16 protein-coding genes are annotated in these 18,692 nt (G+C 56.6%); 9 read left to right on the forward strand and 7 right to left on the reverse strand.

Features of this window, described 5'->3' with window-relative positions:
• Nucleotides 1-9: 9 nt before the first annotated feature.
• Entirely contained in the window at nucleotides 10-1,146 is a 1,137-nt protein-coding gene (locus tag GCE01_RS04805) for an efflux RND transporter periplasmic adaptor subunit (RefSeq protein ID WP_099211374.1), read from the reverse strand.
• Nucleotides 1,147-1,423: 277 nt separating this feature from the next.
• Nucleotides 1,424-2,209, reverse strand: a complete 786-nt coding sequence (locus GCE01_RS04810) for an OmpW/AlkL family protein (RefSeq protein ID WP_086633264.1) — start codon at nucleotides 2,207-2,209, stop codon at nucleotides 1,424-1,426.
• 270 nt (nucleotides 2,210-2,479) lie between these two features.
• Here GCE01_RS04810 and GCE01_RS04815 point away from each other — a divergent pair, with 270 nt between their 5' ends.
• Together GCE01_RS04815 and GCE01_RS04820 are read left to right on the forward strand one after the other, a co-directional pair.
• The gene (locus tag GCE01_RS04815; protein WP_235271778.1) at nucleotides 2,480-3,082 is read left to right on the forward strand and encodes a Crp/Fnr family transcriptional regulator; all 603 of its coding nucleotides are present in this window, start codon (nucleotides 2,480-2,482) and stop codon (nucleotides 3,080-3,082) included.
• A gap of 76 nt (nucleotides 3,083-3,158) precedes the next feature.
• Nucleotides 3,159-3,605 carry a hypothetical protein gene (locus GCE01_RS04820; protein ID WP_099211952.1) on the forward strand — a complete coding sequence of 149 codons (447 nt, stop codon included), beginning with the start codon at nucleotides 3,159-3,161 and terminating at the stop codon, nucleotides 3,603-3,605.
• Between the two features lie 44 nt (nucleotides 3,606-3,649).
• On the opposite strand, the gene GCE01_RS04825 is transcribed toward GCE01_RS04820, so the two are convergent.
• The 3 genes from GCE01_RS04825 to GCE01_RS04835 form a co-directional block, all read right to left on the reverse strand.
• Nucleotides 3,650-5,101 (reverse strand): cryptochrome/photolyase family protein, encoded by a 1,452-nt coding sequence (locus GCE01_RS04825; protein WP_099211376.1) that lies wholly within the window; start codon nucleotides 5,099-5,101, stop codon nucleotides 3,650-3,652.
• Between the two features lie 78 nt (nucleotides 5,102-5,179).
• Nucleotides 5,180-6,112, reverse strand: coding sequence for a hypothetical protein (locus tag GCE01_RS04830; protein ID WP_099211378.1), 933 nt, complete (start codon nucleotides 6,110-6,112; stop codon nucleotides 5,180-5,182).
• Nucleotides 6,113-6,184: 72 nt separating this feature from the next.
• Nucleotides 6,185-7,300 (reverse strand): energy transducer TonB, encoded by a 1,116-nt coding sequence (locus GCE01_RS04835; protein ID WP_064275226.1) that lies wholly within the window; start codon nucleotides 7,298-7,300, stop codon nucleotides 6,185-6,187.
• A gap of 197 nt (nucleotides 7,301-7,497) precedes the next feature.
• On the opposite strand from GCE01_RS04835, the gene GCE01_RS04840 reads away from it, so the two are divergent.
• Nucleotides 7,498-8,148, forward strand: a complete 651-nt coding sequence (locus GCE01_RS04840; protein WP_099211380.1) for a DNA-3-methyladenine glycosylase family protein — start codon at nucleotides 7,498-7,500, stop codon at nucleotides 8,146-8,148.
• Here the strand turns inward: GCE01_RS04840 and GCE01_RS04845 are convergent.
• Nucleotides 8,145-8,924 (reverse strand): alpha/beta fold hydrolase, encoded by a 780-nt coding sequence (locus GCE01_RS04845; RefSeq protein ID WP_099211382.1) that lies wholly within the window; start codon nucleotides 8,922-8,924, stop codon nucleotides 8,145-8,147. The genes GCE01_RS04840 and GCE01_RS04845 overlap by 4 nt on opposite strands.
• A gap of 131 nt (nucleotides 8,925-9,055) precedes the next feature.
• On the opposite strand from GCE01_RS04845, the gene GCE01_RS04850 reads away from it, so the two are divergent.
• The 6 genes from GCE01_RS04850 (at nucleotide 9,056) to flgA (ending at nucleotide 15,312) form a co-directional block, all read left to right on the forward strand.
• The gene (locus GCE01_RS04850) at nucleotides 9,056-10,831 is read left to right on the forward strand and encodes a chloride channel protein (RefSeq protein WP_099211954.1); all 1,776 of its coding nucleotides are present in this window, start codon (nucleotides 9,056-9,058) and stop codon (nucleotides 10,829-10,831) included.
• Between the two features lie 65 nt (nucleotides 10,832-10,896).
• Complete coding sequence (locus GCE01_RS04855; protein ID WP_010503058.1) at nucleotides 10,897-11,364, forward strand: RidA family protein; 468 nt, start codon at nucleotides 10,897-10,899, stop codon at nucleotides 11,362-11,364.
• A gap of 126 nt (nucleotides 11,365-11,490) precedes the next feature.
• Entirely contained in the window at nucleotides 11,491-12,678 is a 1,188-nt protein-coding gene (locus tag GCE01_RS04860) for a GNAT family N-acetyltransferase (protein WP_099211384.1), read from the forward strand.
• Nucleotides 12,679-12,754: 76 nt separating this feature from the next.
• Nucleotides 12,755-13,495 carry a flagellar basal-body rod protein FlgF gene (flgF, locus tag GCE01_RS04865; protein WP_086633257.1) on the forward strand — a complete coding sequence of 247 codons (741 nt, stop codon included), beginning with the start codon at nucleotides 12,755-12,757 and terminating at the stop codon, nucleotides 13,493-13,495.
• Nucleotides 13,496-13,528: 33 nt separating this feature from the next.
• Nucleotides 13,529-14,320: a flagellar basal-body rod protein FlgG gene (flgG, locus tag GCE01_RS04870; RefSeq protein ID WP_046900475.1), complete on the forward strand. Its 792-nt coding sequence runs from the start codon at nucleotides 13,529-13,531 to the stop codon at nucleotides 14,318-14,320.
• A 35-nt stretch (nucleotides 14,321-14,355) separates the two neighbouring features.
• Nucleotides 14,356-15,312 carry a flagellar basal body P-ring formation chaperone FlgA gene (gene flgA, locus GCE01_RS04875; protein WP_244591088.1) on the forward strand — a complete coding sequence of 319 codons (957 nt, stop codon included), beginning with the start codon at nucleotides 14,356-14,358 and terminating at the stop codon, nucleotides 15,310-15,312.
• Between the two features lie 61 nt (nucleotides 15,313-15,373).
• On the opposite strand, the gene GCE01_RS04880 is transcribed toward flgA, so the two are convergent.
• Nucleotides 15,374-18,679 carry an efflux RND transporter permease subunit gene (locus tag GCE01_RS04880; protein ID WP_244591089.1) on the reverse strand — a complete coding sequence of 1,102 codons (3,306 nt, stop codon included), beginning with the start codon at nucleotides 18,677-18,679 and terminating at the stop codon, nucleotides 15,374-15,376.
• Nucleotides 18,680-18,692: the final 13 nt, after the last annotated feature.

The following is an 18,692-nucleotide window of genomic DNA, read 5'->3' on the forward strand; positions in this document are numbered from 1 at the left end:
CCCGTCCGGTCAGTCGTCGTTCAGCAGGATGGCGCCGCTGGTCACAACACGCTCACCCGCTGACAAGCCGGAGAGAACAAGCACATCGTCACCTTCATCATAATTGATGGTGACTTCACGCCTACGAAAAGTGCCCGGGGCAACCTCAACGAAAACTGAAACCTGATCGTTGTTCATCAGCAGCGCGGATTTCGGCACCCGAACAACATCGTTTTCCGAAACCCCCAGATTTGCCGAAGCGAACATGCCGGGACGCAGTAAGCCTTCTGTATTCGGGCAGACAACATAAACGTTGAGCCGCCGTGTATCAGGCTTCAATGCAGGGTCTCGTGTTGCAACTGGACCGGAACATGTCTGGCCGGGAAGGGCAGGGAACGTGACATCCAGCGTTGCGCCACCCATGATGTCAGACATGCGGCTTTCCGGAACTGCAGCAGCGACCCACACGGAAGAGAGATCCAGCAGCGTCATCTGAATGGCCGTTGAGTCCGTGATGTTTTGTCCCACAGCCATGTTGGTTGTGGAGACGACACCATCCACGGGCGAAACCAGCGGTACCTGCCCCTGCGCAGCGTAATCAGAGCGTGCACCCAGAACCTGCAGGCGCTGATGTGTTCTCAGAGCTTCCGCTTCTGCCTGAGCCAGATCATTGCGTGCAGATTCAAGATCTTTAACGGCATTTCCGCCCGCAGCCAGAACGCCGCGTGCACGGTCATAGGCACGCTTGGAGAAATCCAGTGCAGCACGCGCACGACGATCGTCAGCCCAGGCCTGATCCAGATCGCTGGCTGCAATTGTCGCCAGCACCTGCCCACGTGAAACATGCTGGCCGAGCTGAACGGCGACACTCATGATCCGGCCAGTTGCTGGCGCCAGCACGTTGACCTGATGATCAGGCAGAGCAACGACCTGCGCCGGCAGGGCCACTCCAGCCGTATCATGCGACAGGGAAACCGGAGCGACCACAAGGCGTTTCTGCAAAGGGCTGCCATCCCGCAAGACGAGACTACCATTCTGCCGTGCAAACATCGGTTGCTCGGGGGTAGCCGCGTGAGGCGGAGCGAAGAAATAGGTTCTCAAGAAAAGAACAAGGAAAACCAGACCCAGCAGGCCGAGAGCCAGAGCGCTGGCGCGCGCAACACGCATACTTTTTGAAAACCCCGTATCTGCCAGACGACCAATGCCGCAAATGCGGCAGAAGCATAAACCGCCCTGCTATTCCTGAACCCCGACGATTTCATGGCAATCGCTACGTGACATAATCATCGGTCAGCATCACTAGAAGCTGAAAACTCGGATTTTCTAAAGGCTTCCCGCAACATATTGCAAAAATTTTATCGTTTTGACCCAAAAATTACATAAAAAAAGCAGCTCACCCCGTGAAGGATGAACTGCTTTTTTGATCTTGAACCGCAGGAACGGATCAGAAGCGGTATTCGATACCAGCTGCAACCGTGGTCGGGTTCAGGCTGTCACGCGCGTGAATGTATGGGCCAGAAGCGCCACCACGTTCGTTGACGAATGCCGGAACGGACAGCCACATCTGCTTGGCGTCAAAGTTAAAGAACCAGTTGCCTACGAGCTGGTAATCGAAACCAACGTTGGCTGCCGGACCAACCGTGGTGCGCAGATCAAGCTTCTGAACTGCTCCGCCTGCCGGGCTGATGTTGTGGAAGAATGCCAGTGTCAGACCCACACCTGCATAAGGGTTGAAGCGCTTGTGTGGGCGGAAGTGCCAGGCCAGCGTAAGCGTCGGCGGCAGGACCCACGTGCTACCCAGATCAACCTTGCCGAGAGCCGTGTCTTCAGCGGCAAGCTCATGACGTGTGCTGGCTGCGATCAGATCCAGAGAGATATGATCCGTAAAGAAATATTCGAACGTGAATTCAGGAGCGACCTGGTTGGTTGCCTTGACGCGACCACCGATCACCTTCACGCGGGACGATGTATCCTGCGGAAGAACACCAAGAGCAGACAGACGGATCAGGAAATCGCCTTTGCCCAGGCCGATCTTTGTGTTCGCACAGGTCTCGAACAGGCCGCAGTGCCCGGATGACGGCGGTGCAATGTTGACCTGGGGCACAGGAGCTGCCGTCATGGGAGCGGAAACAGTGGCCTGAGGAGCAACGACAGGAGCTGTCGTCTGAGCGAAGGCAGGAGATGCCACCAGGCCTAGGGCAGCGACCAGCGCAAGAGCTGAAGTCTTCATATTAAAGGGTTTCCATCAACAATAGTTGACCTCACAAAGCACTCCTCCCCATGCCTCACCTTGACCTGGATCAAGTCTGGGGAATTATGTGCTATGGGTGTGGCGGCACAGCAAATGTTACAGGCCGGGAGAGTTCCAATCATCATGACATCAACGCGTATCCCGGACGAAATCCACGATCGCTGTGCTCATTGCATTGGTCGCGAACACAGTATCTGTAATGCGATTGACGATTGTGATCTTGCGATACTTGCCAGTGAGTCTTCAAAAATGACTGTTCCGGATGGAAGGTCATTTATAGAGGAGGGTGAGCCAGCCCACGATTTTTTCGTTGTGACTGGTGGCCGCGTCAAACTGTTCACACTTCTTCCAGACGGGCGTCGTCAGATTACCGGTTTTGCTGAAGGTGGAGATTTCCTGGGGCTTGCGGCGTCCACGAGCTATGCATTTGGTGCAGAGGCGCTCGGCACTGCGGTTCTGTGTCGTTTTCCCCATGCGTCCATGCAGCGACTCACAAGTCGCTTTCCCAATCTGGAGCATCGATTGCGTCAGGAAGCGTCGCGTGAACTGACTTTGATGCAGGCACGCATGACATTGCTGGGCCGAAAGACGGCACGCGAGCGTCTTGCCACATTCCTGATGGAACGTGCGCGCCTGCTCTCCGCGCCAGTGCCGGAGCCTCATGCGCCGATTGAGCTTGATCTGCCCATGCCGCGAACCGATATCGCTGATTATCTCGGATTGACTATTGAAACAGTCAGCCGTGTTCTGAGTGCCTTTAAACGGGAAGGTCTCATAAGCATTCGTGGCATCACTCACATTACAATCATGCAACCTGACCGCATTGCAGCAATTGCGGAAGGCCTCGAATAAAGACTGATTTGTCGGGAAGCCACATTCCCGCCATGAAATGCTGATGTCTTCCCGCAAGACGACTACAGGAGATTTCATGACAAACCGTATTTTCTTTCGTTCGCTTCTCGCTGTCAGCCTGCTGACCGGTTCTGTTTCAGTGGCTTCCAGCGCGTATGCTGCTGACCCGGCTGCTGCCACGCAAAGCACACAGAACGATTTTCTCGGTAACCTTTCCCAGAAAGAAGACAATCTTAACAACCGCGTAAAGAATTACCAGACGCAGTCGGCTGCTTCCCAGGCTGAGCGCACACAGAAGATTCAGGCTCTCAAGAGCCAGTACACGAATGCTCCGGCTAACGAAAAAGCCAACATTCAGAACAAGATCAACAACGAGCGTGACAAGCTGAACACGGCTCGTACCGCCCAGACGGAAAAGGTTCAGAAGCTGCGTAATGCGCCGCAGGAGCAGAAGAACCGTCTGAATGCGCTGGGCAAGAAGAGCCGTAGCGATGCGACGAACTTCCTGAATGGCGGTCTCTGAGACAGCCTTGCCAGCCGGAGTAATCCGGCTGGTATCTTGTTGGGTTACAGAGAGCGAAACGCTTTCATAGCGCGGTCCCGACCGTCCTGAAGCTCGACGATCGGACGTGGGTACGTCTTTCCCAGAACGACGCCGGCGTGGCGCAGTTCATCTTCCCGCGCGCTCCAGGGCTCGAGCAGTGCCTTTCCTGAGAGCTTCTTCAGCTCCGGCACCCATTGACGGATATAATCGCCGTCAGGATCAAATTTCACACCCTGTCTGGTCGGATTAAAAATCCGGAAGAACGGCGCGGCATCAATGCCCGTTCCCGCAACCCACTGCCAGTTCATGGCATTGCTTGCCCAATCTGCGTCCACCAAAGTGTCACGGAACCAGGCTTCCCCTTCACGCCAGTCAATCAGCAGATGCTTCGTCAAAAATGATCCGACGATCATTCTCGCCCGATTGTGCATCCATCCTGTCACCCAGAGCTGCCGCATGCCAGCATCCACAACAGGAATGCCGGTACGTCCCTGTTGCCACGCTTCCAAATCTGTCTGACTCGTGCGCCAAGACATGGATGAAAATTTCTGATTCAGGCTGGTCTCAGGCAGAAGAGGTTGATGGAAAAGGGTGTATTTCGCGAACTCTCGCCACCCGATTTCGGAGAGAAAAATCCTCGCGCCTTCTTCGGAAGCCCCTTTACGCTGAATCGCGTCCCAAACCTGCCGCGGAGAGACTGCTCCTGACGCCAGATAAGGGGACAGGCGCGAGGTTCCTTCGCGCCCTAACTCGTCCCGGCCGGTTCCATAACGGGTACAGTCATGCTTCAGGAAGTCCTCCAGATGCTCCTGTCCTTCCGTTTCTCCCGGCTCCCAGTGAGACCGTAGCCCGGCGGCCCAGTCAGGCTGGGTGGGAAGGAGAGCCTGCTCATCAAGACGATGATCGGAAAGCAATTCGCTCTCAACAGGGTAGAACGACAGGTGGGACGGCGCATCTACAGGATCGGGAACATCCTGAAGCTGAAACGCTTTCCAGAAAGCTGTGAAAACACGGTAGAATTTTTCTTCTTTGGTGCGAACCCGCTCAGGATCCAGCAGGACAGTTCCCCATTCTGCCGTCACGGAGGCACCGTTTTTACTGAGCGCATCAGCAATACGGTCGTCCTGCTCCCGCTCTTTGGCATGGAAACGGTGATGCCAGAAAACGCAGTTAGACCCAGTTTCTTTCGCAAGCGCAGGAATCAGCGTCTCTGCGGAGCCATGAAGCATCAGGAGCGCTCCATGGTGTTGAGCCAGAGATTTCCTCAGCTCAGCCAGTGCGCCGTGTAGCCACCACCGGGATGCCGCTCCCAGACGGTGGAGTGCAGGTGTCTCATCATCAAGAACGTAAACGCAGATCAGCGGTCGCCCGGTTTCCACAGCAGCCTGTAGGGCGGGGTGATCTGCTAGGCGAAGGTCATCCCTGAACCAGACGATGACAGGGGATTCTTTAGTCTGTGACGCGCGGGCAAGCATTCGGCTCTCTTTCCGAGGGCATGAAGGGCAGAGGATGAAAACCTCGAAAACAGGGCTCACAGAATGCGTGAGCTGAAATTAAGCGTGCTTTGCGTCAGATGGTTTCACAGTTTGTGTCGACGCGGGCAGCGGCTTGTGCTCCCGGCCAGAATAATTGGTGATGATGGTCCGTACAGCGCCTGCGGCTTCTTCAGCAGCCATGATCGCTGTATCACCCCACGCATTATCCAGGGAATGAGCCGGAACATCGTGAAGCTGTGTTGCTGCCCCGGCTTCCTTGCCGTCTGGCGTGATGACATGCCAGACGATCTCGATGTGCTGCATCAAAGTTTTATCGACTGTCCCCGCAGTTGTGACCTTCACGATGCCCTGAACCGTAAAATCCGCGTTCTTGGCGTTGGTCTGCACAGAGTTTGTTTTGTCAGGCAGCGAGGCATAGAACGCCCGGGCTAGAGAGGTATTTCCATCGCCGGGCGCTCCTTTAACGCCTTCAAAATAGATATGAGCAGCACGGCGCATGAGGCTGTGAGGATCCTGTTGCATCATATCTGCCTGGATACCGGTCAGGAGATTGGCCAGTTCCGGAGCCTCCTGCATGGCGGCGCCCTTAATGGCCAACGGATCTCCCGCACTCCAGCCTGCCATATCAACCGGTGCGCCATCGCCTTCGGCGCGGGCTTTCCCCTCGGGCGTCATGATGACGTAGTGCGGTACAACGGCTCCGTTGCGTGTGCTGGCGCTCAGTTTCAGCCACCAGTCCCCGGGCTTTTTCGGCTGGGCAATAGCCGGCACCGACTGTGCCACCATGGCTTCCGCAACGTCATGAGCCCACAGCTTCGCAGCATCATCGGACAACAGGGACTCAGAAGATGTCGGAACGGCCAGTCGAGCAGGAGGTAGGTTTGCCGTTGCGAGCTGTCGGGCCTGTTGTCCTGGGTCCGAGAAAGGGCGGGGCATGCTGAAGCAGCCAGCCAGACAGAGGGGCAGCAGAACAGGCAGGAAACGGCGCATCAGGGCTCCGGAACAGTGATAAAGAGATCGGCGAAGTGTAAGGGATCACTTCGCCGATGTCGAAACTGCGGATCAGCGGCGGATCAGAATGTAATTGATCGTCACATCGATATCGAAGTGATCGCCCTTCATGTCCGGCGGCACTGGCGGCAGTTTGGCCCCCTGGAACATACCTGTCGTGGCAGCATCCAGTGAGTAGGAGCCGGACTGGCCCGTCAGCCGGACTGTTTTGACGTGCCCGAATCTGTCCAGAACAACATGGACAGAAGACGGACCATCCTCTCCGGCGCGGGCGGCATCTTCCGGATAATACATGTGAGACCGGATCCAACGATCAATCTCGCTGCCGTAATCTTCACTGACGCCCTTCACGCTGGTGCGTGTCTGATAAGGCGCGTTAATGGCGCCATTCATGCTGAGCGGCCCCAGCGACATGTCAATCGGTCCGCCCGATCCCGCTGCGCGTCCACGGCGATGGCGATAGGGCGATGGCTGTTCACCAAAGGACAGATCCATCGGATGGGCGAACGGATTGTTGTTCTGTGACCGGTTCGAGCGATGGGCACGATGACTGTGCGACGTCGTCTGTGTGCTTCTCTGGCTGGGGGCGGCGCCCGGCGTAACCTGCTGAGACGGCGTGGTCTTGGGAAGCTCGGATGACGATTCTTCGGGCACGGGTGGGGCCGATGGCGTTTCAGGCGTCGGCACGGCAGGTGTAGGTGCAGATTGCTGCTGCTCTGGCTGCTGCTGTTCCTGCTGGGTTTCTTCCTGGCTCTGGGCAGGCGGTGGTGGCGGAGCGCCCCCCTGATCATTGGCGCGCGGTCCCTGCATGCTGCTTTTTGAGGGAGGCTGGTCAAAGACCATCTCAACCTGCGGCTGCTCACTTCCTGCAGGTGAACCATGCACGCCCTGATGCTGCGTAAGCAGCAGGGCGAGGACTGCCGCATGAAGGCCAGCAGAAATGCAGAACGGAACAATAGGCCCCGGTTCCACAATGGTCTGTGGGCGCATCATGGGCGTCAGGACGGGACGAACCGGGCTTTTCGCAGGTGGGACATAATCCTTCAGTCGGGACCGGAATCCCTTCGGTGACTGAAGATGTGCATTCACAGGGCGTAAGGACGCAGCGAACAGCTTTGGCTCGCGACGCTCCACCTTGCCATTGGCAGACGGCATTTTCCCGCTCATACGTTGCGGGCCTGCTCAAAAGAGGAAAGGTGGCGGCAAGTCATCGCCAGGCTTTATGCACCAGGGCGGGCGGGTTCGTCATCCGGCAGGCTGGTATCCGGTCTGGGGGTGGGCATTGCGTCTGTCACTATCATGGCAGTAATGGGCAGTTCACGAAAGAGACAAAGCGCCATGTTCCTGGCAGGAAAGACAGCTTCATGACAGACAGTCTCATATCGTGTCTTTCCGTTGATCCGGATGTTGCAGCCGCAGTCCACAGGATTGGTCCATGTCGCCTTCAGGGAAGAGGCGATCAGGAGCCATACGACGCCCTCCTCCGTGCCATCGCCGGACAGCAGCTCCATGGTGTGGCTGCGCGCCGTATCTTCGGGCGGCTATGCCTTCTTGGCCCTGAGGCGTCCGAGGATGGCACGCCTCCAGCACCTGATGCCCTTCTTGCTTTGTCCGAAGATGCTCTGCGTGCCTGCGGCCTGTCTGCCAGCAAGCAGAGTGCCATGCGGGGCGTTGCGCAGGCTCGGTTGGACGGGCTTGTGCCCAGCCGACAAGACGCTGAGGCGCTGGAAGACGAGGACTTGATCCAGCGGCTCATACCCCTTCGTGGTGTCGGACGATGGACCGTTGAGATGCTGCTGATGCTGACGTTGAACCGGCCCGATGTGATGCCGGTGGATGACTTTGGTGTCCGGGAAGGTTGGCGCCGGATTAAAGGGCTGGACATTGCGCCGAAGCCCAAAGCTCTGACAATTGAAACGCTTCCTTTTTCCCCATATCGCTCCGCGCTGGCCTGGTATTGCTGGCGCGTGGCGGAAGAAAGGCGAAAAACTGCTCCCAACGTGTTGACGGGTTAGTCTGGGGAGTTGGCCGGTTCGTTGAGGAACGCCATCATTTCAGCAATGAAAGGGCGGGGCTGCTCCGCATGCAGCCAGTGACCTGCGCCATCCAGAGTTTGTATCCGGGCATGAGGAAACAGTGCCATGATCAGGGGATGGTGCTCCGGCCTGACATAATCGGAATTGCCACCGCGAAGGAACAGAGCAGGCCCTTCATAAGGAATAGCCTGAATTTCAGGCCAGTCTTCGATCAGACGTATTCCGTGCGTAATGTCATCAAATCCAATGGCCCAGCCCGGCGTGTCGTCGAGGCGAACATTCTGAGCCATCAGTTCCGCGACGGCTCTGCTGCCTGTGACGGGTTCCAGCAAGTCCAGCGCGCCACTCCGGGTCAGGTCTGGCGGAAACGTGATGGCATCCAGCCGGGCAATCATGTCACCATGGCCCTGCTGGGTCCGCGCGGGGGCCATATCAGCGACCATCAGGCGGACTACACGGTCTGGCTCTGCCAGAGCGAGCATCATTGCAACCTTTCCACCCATGGAATGTCCGACGACCGAAAAAGAATCGATCCTGAGATCATCAAGGGTTTCCAGCACATCCTGCGCCATCGCAACGTAGCTAACGGGGCCATGCGGACTGTCTCCGTGATTGCGAAGGTCCAGGGCAATCGTCCGAAATGTCTGGGCTGCCTCACGCTGAAGAAAACCAAGATTCCGGGCGCGTCCAAACAGTCCATGCAGGAAAACGACCGTTTCCTGTCCGTCCCCGCGTTCGATGGCGTTGAGTTTCATGCATGATCCTTCCATGACAGCGGTTGATCGCAAGCAGCGTTCCAGCCAAACAGAACTACACCTGCCGCCGGGGAGACCTCTTGTCCACCAGTCCCACCCGTAACGAATTGCGTTTTCGCGTGAGTCGCCATCTGCGCGAGCTCCTTCGTCACCCCACCCAGGCTCCCGTGACGCTGCGTGCGATGGTGCGCGCTGACGAGATCTGGCTGACTGTTCTGGCTGCCGTGGTTGGGGGACTGTCCGGGCTGTGTGTTGTGATTGTTACAACCGTCACCCTGTTTCTTCACAGCGCGCTATTCGGTCGCGGGAACACTGTGGACGGTCACCTTTCCGGCCTGACATGGCTCCCCCCATGGCGTCTTCTCCTTGTCCTGACACTGGGCGGCCTTGTCCTTGGAATATTCGGTGCGGTGGTTGCAAAAGTTATGCCACGCCGTCCGGTCGATCCCATTGAAGCCAATGCTCTGCATGGTGGTCGCATGTCTGTGCGAGACAGCACGATCGTTGCGCTTCAAACGATCCTGTCCAATGGCATAGGGGGCTCCATCGGCCTCGAAGCAGGCTTTACACAGATTGCCTCTGCTCTTGGGTCCCGCATTGGCCAGTCTTTCCGGGTCCGTCGTGAAGATTTACGCGTTCTGGTGGGCGCGGCTGCTGGCGCGGCGATCGGTGCGGCATTCAACGCGCCCGTGGCGGGAGCCTTTTACGCCTTTGAACTCGTGATCGGCTCTTACTCTCTCGTCAGTCTGTCACCCGTCGCTGTTGCCGCTCTTGCCGGTGTGGGGGTGGCGCATCTGTTTGGTCACATGCCTGCCGCGGTTGTGATTGCAGATCCGGGGACTCTGACGTGGGATGGGAGTGTCGGTGTTGTTGTCATCAGCATTCTGTCTGCTCTAACCGCCATCGGCGTCATGTATTGTGTGACCCAGACCGAGGTTCTGTTTCGCAAGCTCCCTGGCCCCGTGTGGCTGAAGCCTGCTGTCGGCGGACTGATGGTTGGTGGGTTAGCAGTCATTCACCCATCAGTCCTGTCGGCGGGACATGACGCCATGCGAGTGGTTTTTGCGGGATGGATTACGCCCCGTCTGGCCCTTGGCCTGCTGATATTGAAAGCGCTGGCCTCCTGCATTTCCATCGGCTCCGGATTTCGCGGGGGGCTGTTCTTTGCATCTCTGTACCTCGGTAGCCTTGCCGGGACAGTGTATGGCGCACTGCTTGAGTGGATCGGCTTGGCGCCAGTGTCCTTGACGGCTTGTGCTCTGATTGGAATGAGCGCCATGGCCGTGGCCATCATCGGTAGCCCTATGACCATGGTGTGCCTGCTTCTGGAACTGACAGGCAGTATTTCCATGAGCGGTGCAACATTCGTAGCCGCTGTTTTGTCGCTCCTCACTGTGAGACGTCTGTTCGGCTACAGTTTCGCCACATGGCGTTTTCATCTGCGTGGTGAATCCATTCGCTCTGCCGTGGATATCGGGTGGATGCGCTCTCTGAACGTTCGGCGCATGATGCGCGGACAGGTGCGAACCATCTCGTCTGACACCCCCCTGAACCGGGCACAGGCTCTTTTTCCTTTGGGCTCCGCGCAGAGAATTGTCCTGCTGGATCGGGACAGCCGCTATGTGGGAATGGTTAATGTGGCAGAGCTCCAGGCCGTTCCTGCGGCCTTAACGCCCGTGCAGAGCCTCGCCCATTTCGAAAACGCCATGTTGACGCCTCTGCTGACAGTTCGGGAAGCCGTGGAACTGTTCGAACGTGCAGAAGCCGATGCCCTCGTTGTCGTGGAAGATCTTCAGTCCCGTCAGGTGGTTGGTATCCTGACGGAACAGCACGCTCTGCGTCGCTATGCCGAAGAGCTTGAGCGAAGTCGCCGAACACTGGCCGGCGAAGAGGGATCAGCCGTGTGACGGTTCACCCTTGGCATCGACGTCTATGCGTTTCAACATGACAGTCCATTCACAGGAGAACACTCATGTCCAACACCCCTGAAGATCGTCTCGCCGCCCTTGAAATCACACTGCCGGAAGCTGCTGCACCGGTTGCCAATTACGTCACGACTGTCCTGACAGGCAATCTGCTGGTCGTTTCGGGTCAGCTTCCTCTCGTGGATGGTAAGCTGCTCATTACCGGCAAGCTGGGCGACGAAGTCTCCAATCATGCAGGTGTAGCCTGTGCACGCGCATGCCTCATCAACGTCATTTCCCAAGCCAAGGCCGCTCTGGGCGGTGATCTGTCCCGCATCAAGCGGGTTGTGCGTCTCGGTGGTTTCATTGCCTGCACACCGGAATTCACGGAACATGCTGTTGTCATGAACGGTGCGTCCGATCTCGCGGTTGAAGTCTTCGGAGATGCAGGTCGTCACGCCCGCTCCACAATCGGCGTTCCAAGCCTGCCAGTGAATGCACCGGTTGAAGTGGAAGCCCTGTTCGAAGTCGTCTGATTTCACCGGACTGGATGGGCTTCTTGCCCATCTAACTCTATGGAAAAGACAGTAAGACGTTGTCTTTTCCATGCCTGATCAACACGTTTGCCCTATGGGTTATGTACGTTTGCAGGATCAGCCGTCATGAGCGCCTCTACTCCCCCGCCATCAGAAGCGACTGACTGGACGCTGACGCTTCATGCGTCCATCCATGAAATCGGCCCGGCTGAATGGGATGCCTGCGCCGGCGACGAAAATCCGTTTGTGTCCTTCGGATTTCTTTCGGCTCTGGAAGACAGTGGATCCGTCGCGGATCGAACCGGATGGCTTGTCCGGCACGCTGCACTACGCGCTCCCAATGGAACGATCGCAGCGCTCGCTCCTCTTTATGGAAAAGCCCATTCCATGGGCGAATATGTCTTCGATCAGTCTTGGGCGCGGGCCTATGAGGCTGCTGGAGGGCACTATTATCCCAAGTTCCAGTGTGCGGTTCCGTTTTCCCCAGTCCCCGGTCCGCGCCTTCTTGTCCGGCCTGATCAGGTGGAACCACAGGCCGTCGCACGCGCGCTGGCATCGGCTTTAATGCAAGCAGCCGGGCAGCTAGGTCTGTCTTCCGTACATGCGACATTTTGTGATGATGCCTCGATGGAGGCATTTGAAAGCGCCGGATACCTCAAGCGCCTAGGCATTCAGTATCACTGGCAAAATCAGGGATACGCGTCTTTCGAGGATTTCCTGAATGCCCTGTCATCCCGTAAGCGCAAGGCCATTCGCAAGGAACGCAAAACAGCCCAGACCGCTGGCCTTACATTCGTGACAAGGCAAGGCGCGGACATTACCGCTGCGGACTGGAAAGCCTTTTATCGATTCTATCAGTCTACGGTCGATCGAAAATGGGGGAGTGCTTATCTGTCTGAAAGCTTCTTCCCGATGCTTTCAGAGCGCTTGGGCAACAGCGTCGTTCTGATGCTTGCGGAGCATGAAGGTCGCCCTGTGGCGGGGGCCCTGAATCTGATGGGAAAAGATACTCTCTTCGGGCGGAACTGGGGATGTGACGGTGAGTGGCCCTTCCTCCATTTTGAGTTGTGCTACTATCAGGCCATCGATTTTGCCATTGCCCATGGGTTGACCCGTGTGGAAGCTGGCGCGCAGGGGGAACACAAGATCCAGCGCGGTTATCTGCCAGCTCTTACGCGCTCGGCGCACGCCTTTTTGGATCCGGGACTGGGGAGAGCTGTTGCGGCTTTTCTGGAGGAAGAGCGGAGCGCTCTTCTGGATGAAGCCGAGGCCCTGGCAGCAGGCTCTCCATACCGTCAGGACGACTCGTCCTGACGGGTGCAGTTAACGATTGGGAAAGGGTCTGACAGTTAAGCTTCCTCCATGACAGTGGAATGCCGGAGCTTCAGCCGTGGAGAACAGCACCTATATTGCCCTTTCGCGCATGGATGCCCAGCAACGCGCCATGTCGGTGGTGGCAGACAACATGTCCAATGCTTCCACGGTTGGTTACAAACGCGAAAACGTTTTGTTCAGTGATTATCTCTCCCGCCAGCACGGAAGTACCCAGCCCACGGGCGCTGAGACCCAAGCCTATACTCAGGATCGCGCGACCTATCGTGACTTTCAACAGGGCGACATGCAGCAGACGGGAAACCCGCTCGATCTTGCATTGGGTGGAGAGGGGTATTTCCAGGTGCAGACCGCTAACGGTGTGCGACTGACACGCGCTGGCCGTTTTGAGAAGCAGCAGGACGGAACGGTAGTTGACGAAAGTGGTAACGCCCTTCTGGACCGGGAAGGGCAGCCCATCGTGCTGCCAGCAACGGATCATCAACTCACCATTTCTTCGGACGGTGTCATAACCACTGAAACCGGTGAAGCCGGGCAGATCGGTATCGTGACTGCACGGGACAATAACACTCTCCAGGCTGAGGGCAGTCATCTTCTCCGATCAGACCAGCCAACTGATGCCGTGGACAGGCCTTCGATCCTGCAAGGCATGGTCGAGGGCAGTAATGTGCAGATGATGTCCGAGGTCACGAAGATGATGGATATCCAGCGCAATTTCGATTTCATGGCGCAGTTCGTCAACGCCGAGGCGACACGTCAGCAGAACGCCATCGATAAAATCGTTCAGGTCTCCGCCTGACAGACGTCCTGACGGGACAAGGATTAAAGCCACATGCGCGCACTCGATATTGCTGGAACGGGCATGCAGGCCCAACAGACCAACGTTGAGACCATTTCGAACAACATCGCGAACATGAGTACGACCGGATACAAACGGTCTCGTGCTGAGTTCCAGGATCTCATCTACCAGAATATTCGCCGGGTCGGCACGAGTTCGTCTGATACAGGTACGACTGTGCCTGCCGGAGCGCAGGTTGGTCTGGGTGTAAAAACAGCCGCTATTTATCGCATCAATGATCAAGGTAGTCTTGAACAAACCAGTAACTCTCTGGATCTAGCCGTGCAGGGCAAGGGATACTTTCAGATCCAGCTCCCCTCCGGACAGTTGGCTTACACGCGAGATGGTACCTTCTCGATGGACAATACGGGATCGCTTGTCACAGCAGATGGCTACCAGCTAAGCCCGACCATCACGATCCCCAATAATGCCCAGAGTGTCAGTATTGATCAGTCCGGGCAGGTCAGCGTAACCGTCGCCGGGCAGAACAATTCAACTGTTGTCGGTCAGCTCCAGCTTGCAACCTTCACGAATGAAAATGGCCTGGACGCGATGGGCCAGAACCTGTTCACGCCCACCACGGCCTCTGGCGATGCAATGCTCGGAACCCCGAACACAACGGGTTATGGCAGTGTCATGCAAGGCTATGTTGAGAACTCGAACGTCAATGTTGTGACGGAAATTACAGATCTCATTACGGCGCAGCGTGCATACGAAATGAACAGCAAGGTCATTACGTCAGCAGACGACATGATGCAGACGCTCAACAACCTTGGCGGCCGCTGAACGTGAAAGGAGGGTGGTGGCAAGTCGGACTGCTGGTGTTTTCAGCTGTAGCAACGGGTTCCGTCCATGCGGCCACGCTCCGCACGAATATCAGTATCGATCATGCTCGTGTTCATCTTTCCGATCTGTTTTCAGGCCTGACGTCAGCGCAGGACGCCGATATCGGAGACGCTCCTGCACTTGGCGCGAATTATGTTGTAGGTGGCCCGCAATTGACAGCGATTGCTGCACAGTTTGGTGTGGACTGGCCAGATGCATCCCCTTTGGTCTCCACGACGGTGGCGCGGGCCACACGTTTAATCGGGGAAGATGATATTCTACCGGTTTTGCACCAGGGGCTGGATTTGCCTCAGGACGCTCATGTTGAAATTACCCTGAGTGGTTTTCGGTCAGTGCCAGTTCCTGCGCAGGATCAGGCGGCTCCAGTTCTTCTGCATCTGGAGCGTCCACCACGAGGGGGTGGCCATTTCAATGCCCGAATGGAGGTTCCAGCCACATCGGGTGGGAAAGCAACATCCTTTTTGGTGAATGGCTCCGTGACCATGGAGGTCCGGGCCGTGACGCTTCGTCATGGGCTTCATCCTGGGCAGCCTGTGTTGCCGGAAGATGTGAGTGTTACTTTGGTCCGGTCATCCGATGTGCCTGAAGACGCGTTGCAGACTGTTGATGATGCAGTAGGTCTGGAAGCAAGAGGCAGTCTGTCTGCGGGACAGGTTCTGGCATCCTCGCAACTTGTGCACCCTCAATTAGTGCGGCGCGGATCACCCGTGGTTTTGTCCTACACCTTGCCGGGAGTTCGCCTGACAGTGTCAGGAAACGTTCTGGAGGCAGGTGGCAAAGGCGATACTGTTCATATTTATAATGCCAACAGCCACATGGTTCTGACGGGGCGGGTCATGGGACGAACCGAAGTCGAGGTCATCCCGGACATTGCTCCTCTTTCAGCGGACAGCCGAAACCGTCCTGCAGCAGTGAACTTGCCGACGTTATAAAAAAGCCTGAAACGCAGTGGCATTTCAGGCTTCAAAATGAAAAGCAGTCCGCTCGTCTGGCCTAACTCTGGTTCTGCATACTGCCGGGCATAGCGCGGTGCTGGAAGAGCTTTCCAATGCGGAGCATCATTCGCCGGACCCATTTTCCAATCGCATCCATCCAGAGATAGACGATCGGAGTCGTATAAAGCGTGAGCAACTGACTTACGATCATGCCTCCGAGCACAGAGACGCCCAGCGGGGCCCGCATCTCGCTCCCGTAACCATGTCCGATGATAAGCGGTACGGCACCGAGGGCCGCAGCGAGAGAGGTCATGAGAATTGGGCGGAAACGCGTAATGGACGCCTTGAAAATGGCATCCTTGGGCGACAATCCATCATGGCGCTCTGCATGAATGGCAAAGTCGATCACCAGAATAGCGTTCTTTTTCACAATGCCTGTCAGCAGGATGATGCCGATAACAGCAACAACGCTGAAGGGCATTCCAAAGCACCATAGCCCTATGATGGCGCCAATGCCGGCAGAGGGCAGCGTGGAGAGAATGGTAATGGGATGAATTAGGCTCTCATACAGAATGCCAAGCACAATATACATGACGGCAATGGCTGCTGCGAACGCCAGCAGTGCATTGATCATGACTTTGGTTGTATCGCCCGCTGTCCCCGTGAACTCGCCCAGAACACCTTCTGGAGCATGGGTGTTTTTCAGCGTGTCCTGAATGAGCTGCACGCCCTGAGCATAGGTCACGCCGGGCGCCAGATCGAAGGAAATAGCGGTCGAATAGTATCCCGAACGATGGGTGACATCGAGCGGCTGCTGTTTCCAGAGAATTGAAGCCACGTTTTCAAGTGGGATCATCTTTTCTGTCGAAGACGATACAGCGGCACCACTGGAACTGTTGCCGGAAATCTGGTTGGCCAGTGAGTTCTGAATAGATGCCGTTGCAAGAGATGCAAATGTGCTTTCAGTCCCGCTAGTGGAGGCCTTGGCTCTAATCAGGTTGGACGCCACACCACCTGCCGCTGTGCCAGCAGAAGTTGAAATCCAGACCTGATGCAGCATGTTGGGATCAGTTCGATACTGCGGTCCCAGAACCATGACGACCCGGTGTGTCGTCAGGGGAAGGTGGATCGTGGAGACGATGGTCTGGCCGTAGGAATCATACAGAACATTCTGGATGAGCTGCGGTGTGATGCCATACCGTGCTTCCGTATCGCGATGGACCGTGACGTAGGCCGCGATGGACTGGCTTTCCGTTGCTGAAGAAAGGTTGACCAACTGCCCGGATGCACGCAGCGCTCCCAGCATTTTAGGGAGATAGCCTGTCAGGCTGGCAATATCTTCGCTGCGGAGAACATATCGATAAGCACCCGTATTTTTCTGGCTGCTTCCCCCTTGGCTATTGCCGCCGACATTCCAGAACATCACGTCTGCTCCCGGTTCAACGGGAACAGCCTTGCGAATACGGGCCAGCACTGTCGCTACCGGAGCACGCTCGCTTTTCTCTTTCAAATGCAGGTAGAGCTGGCCGGAGTTTTTATCGTTACTGAAAATGGTCGTGGATGTTACGTCCGGGTCCCGCTGCACGATTGCACCAACAGCACGCAGCCTGCGGTCAATTTCATCAAAGGACATGGTCGCATCGCCCTGGATGCGACTGCCAATCAGGGAAATATCCTGCTCGGGGATAAATTCCTTGGGCATGACGATGACTGAACCCACGAGCAGGATAAAGCTCAATGGAAGGGTCAGACCCATAAGGATCGTGTGCCGCAGGCACCAGTGCATGGAACGGGCGTAAAGACGCACGAGGCCATCCAGCCCCGCTTCAGTAAAGCGCACGATTGCCCCTGTAAGACCCTTACGGGGACCGGTCCCATGATCAATCTCAAGCATGCGAGCGCACATCATGGGTGTCAGGGTGAGGGACAGCCACATTGAAATCACGATGGCGGAAATCATCGTCATGCAGAACTCGAACATGATCGAGCCCGCAGTTCCCGGCAAAAACAGCAAAGGAATAAACACCGCAACAAGCGAGGCGCTGATGGACAGGACCGTGAAACCGATTTCCGACGAGCCAACAATGCTGGCTTCGTAATGATCCATCCCATCTTCAATGTGCCGCGCAATGTTCTCAAGCACCACAATGGCATCATCAACAACGAACCCGACAGCGATCGTCAGGGACATCAGAGATAGAACGTCCAGAGTAAAGTTGAAGTAGGCCATTGCGGCCAGCGTGCCGGACAGGGCAATCGGCACAGTGACGGCCGGAATGACAGTGGTCATGACCCTGCGGAAGAAAAGCAGGATGACCAGCACCACCAGAATGACGGAAATGATGAGGGCGTCTCTCGCATCATCAAGGGCCGCCCGAACGGAGCGGGATGTATCGAGGCCAACAGTTAATTTGACGCTACCCGGCAGACCCTCTCGCAGTTTGTCCAGATTAGCATTGATCCCATCAACGATCGCCACGGTGTTGGCGTGGGGCTGACCGGAAACGATGAGCGTAATGGCCCGGTGACCATTGATGTAGCTCGTTTGATAAACGTCCTGCACACCATCATAGACGTTTGCGACGTCCTTGAGGCGGACGGGATACAGTCCGTTCCGGTAGCCGACAATCAGATCCCTGTATTCGCTCGCTTTGACGGCCTGATCGTTGGTCGACAGCAGCATGCGTGTGCCATGACTGTCGATGAAACCCTTTGGAGTGAAGGCATTGGCAGAGGCGAGGGCCGAGCGGATATTTTCAAGCCCGATGCCCCATTTATACAGAGGTCCCGGATTAAGCTCCACACGAACGGCCGGGTTCGATGAACCAACGACCTCCACGCGACCTACCCCTTTGACCTTGGCCAGATAAGGTTTGACCTGAATGTTGGCCACATCATAAAGCTCGGCCTGTGTCAGCTGGTCTGTCGTGACACTGAGCAGGTAAACCGGGAAACCACTGCCATCCAGTTTGAAGGCCTGCGGATCATCGTCGAGCGTGCCGGTGGGAAGATCGCTGCGGGCAGCCCGAAGAGCGGCCTGTACGTCTCGCAGGGCACCGTCGATGTTCCGGGAAGACGAGAACTCAATGAAAATCTGCGCCTGACCCTGACTGGTATCAGACTCAATGCTCTTCACATCGGCAATGGAGCCAAGACGCCGCTCCAGCGGGGTCGTAACAGATGTTGCCATCTGCTGTGGGTCCGCACCCGGCTGTGATGCCACGACCATGATGTTGGTTGTGGTGGCATCAGGCATCGTCGCAACAGGCAGAAGAGGATAGCAGATGACGCCGGCCATGAAGATGGCAAGAGACATCAGGATTGTTGCGACGGGGCGGTCAATGAAAAAGCGGCAGAAATTCATGCCGACAGCTTAT

Source organism: Gluconobacter cerinus (assembly GCF_002723935.1).
Lineage (GTDB): Bacteria > Pseudomonadota > Alphaproteobacteria > Acetobacterales > Acetobacteraceae > Gluconobacter > Gluconobacter cerinus.

What these genes read in the sequence shown, in the direction of transcription:
- GCE01_RS04805 (WP_099211374.1), bottom strand. Translation starts at nt 1,146, where the DNA reads ATGCGTGTTGCGCGCGCCAGCGCTCTGGCTCTCGGCCTGCTGGGTCTG.
- GCE01_RS04810 (WP_086633264.1), bottom strand. Translation starts at nt 2,209, where the DNA reads ATGAAGACTTCAGCTCTTGCGCTGGTCGCTGCCCTAGGCCTGGTGGCA.
- GCE01_RS04815 (WP_235271778.1), top strand. Translation starts at nt 2,480, where the DNA reads ATGACTGTTCCGGATGGAAGGTCATTTATAGAGGAGGGTGAGCCAGCC.
- GCE01_RS04820 (WP_099211952.1), top strand. Translation starts at nt 3,159, where the DNA reads ATGACAAACCGTATTTTCTTTCGTTCGCTTCTCGCTGTCAGCCTGCTG.
- GCE01_RS04825 (WP_099211376.1), bottom strand. Translation starts at nt 5,101, where the DNA reads ATGCTTGCCCGCGCGTCACAGACTAAAGAATCCCCTGTCATCGTCTGG.
- GCE01_RS04830 (WP_099211378.1), bottom strand. Translation starts at nt 6,112, where the DNA reads ATGCGCCGTTTCCTGCCTGTTCTGCTGCCCCTCTGTCTGGCTGGCTGC.
- GCE01_RS04835 (WP_064275226.1), bottom strand. Translation starts at nt 7,300, where the DNA reads ATGAGCGGGAAAATGCCGTCTGCCAATGGCAAGGTGGAGCGTCGCGAG.
- GCE01_RS04840 (WP_099211380.1), top strand. Translation starts at nt 7,498, where the DNA reads ATGACAGACAGTCTCATATCGTGTCTTTCCGTTGATCCGGATGTTGCA.
- GCE01_RS04845 (WP_099211382.1), bottom strand. Translation starts at nt 8,924, where the DNA reads ATGAAACTCAACGCCATCGAACGCGGGGACGGACAGGAAACGGTCGTT.
- GCE01_RS04855 (WP_010503058.1), top strand. Translation starts at nt 10,897, where the DNA reads ATGTCCAACACCCCTGAAGATCGTCTCGCCGCCCTTGAAATCACACTG.
- GCE01_RS04860 (WP_099211384.1), top strand. Translation starts at nt 11,491, where the DNA reads ATGAGCGCCTCTACTCCCCCGCCATCAGAAGCGACTGACTGGACGCTG.
- flgG (WP_046900475.1), top strand. Translation starts at nt 13,529, where the DNA reads ATGCGCGCACTCGATATTGCTGGAACGGGCATGCAGGCCCAACAGACC.
- GCE01_RS04880 (WP_244591089.1), bottom strand. Translation starts at nt 18,679, where the DNA reads ATGAATTTCTGCCGCTTTTTCATTGACCGCCCCGTCGCAACAATCCTG.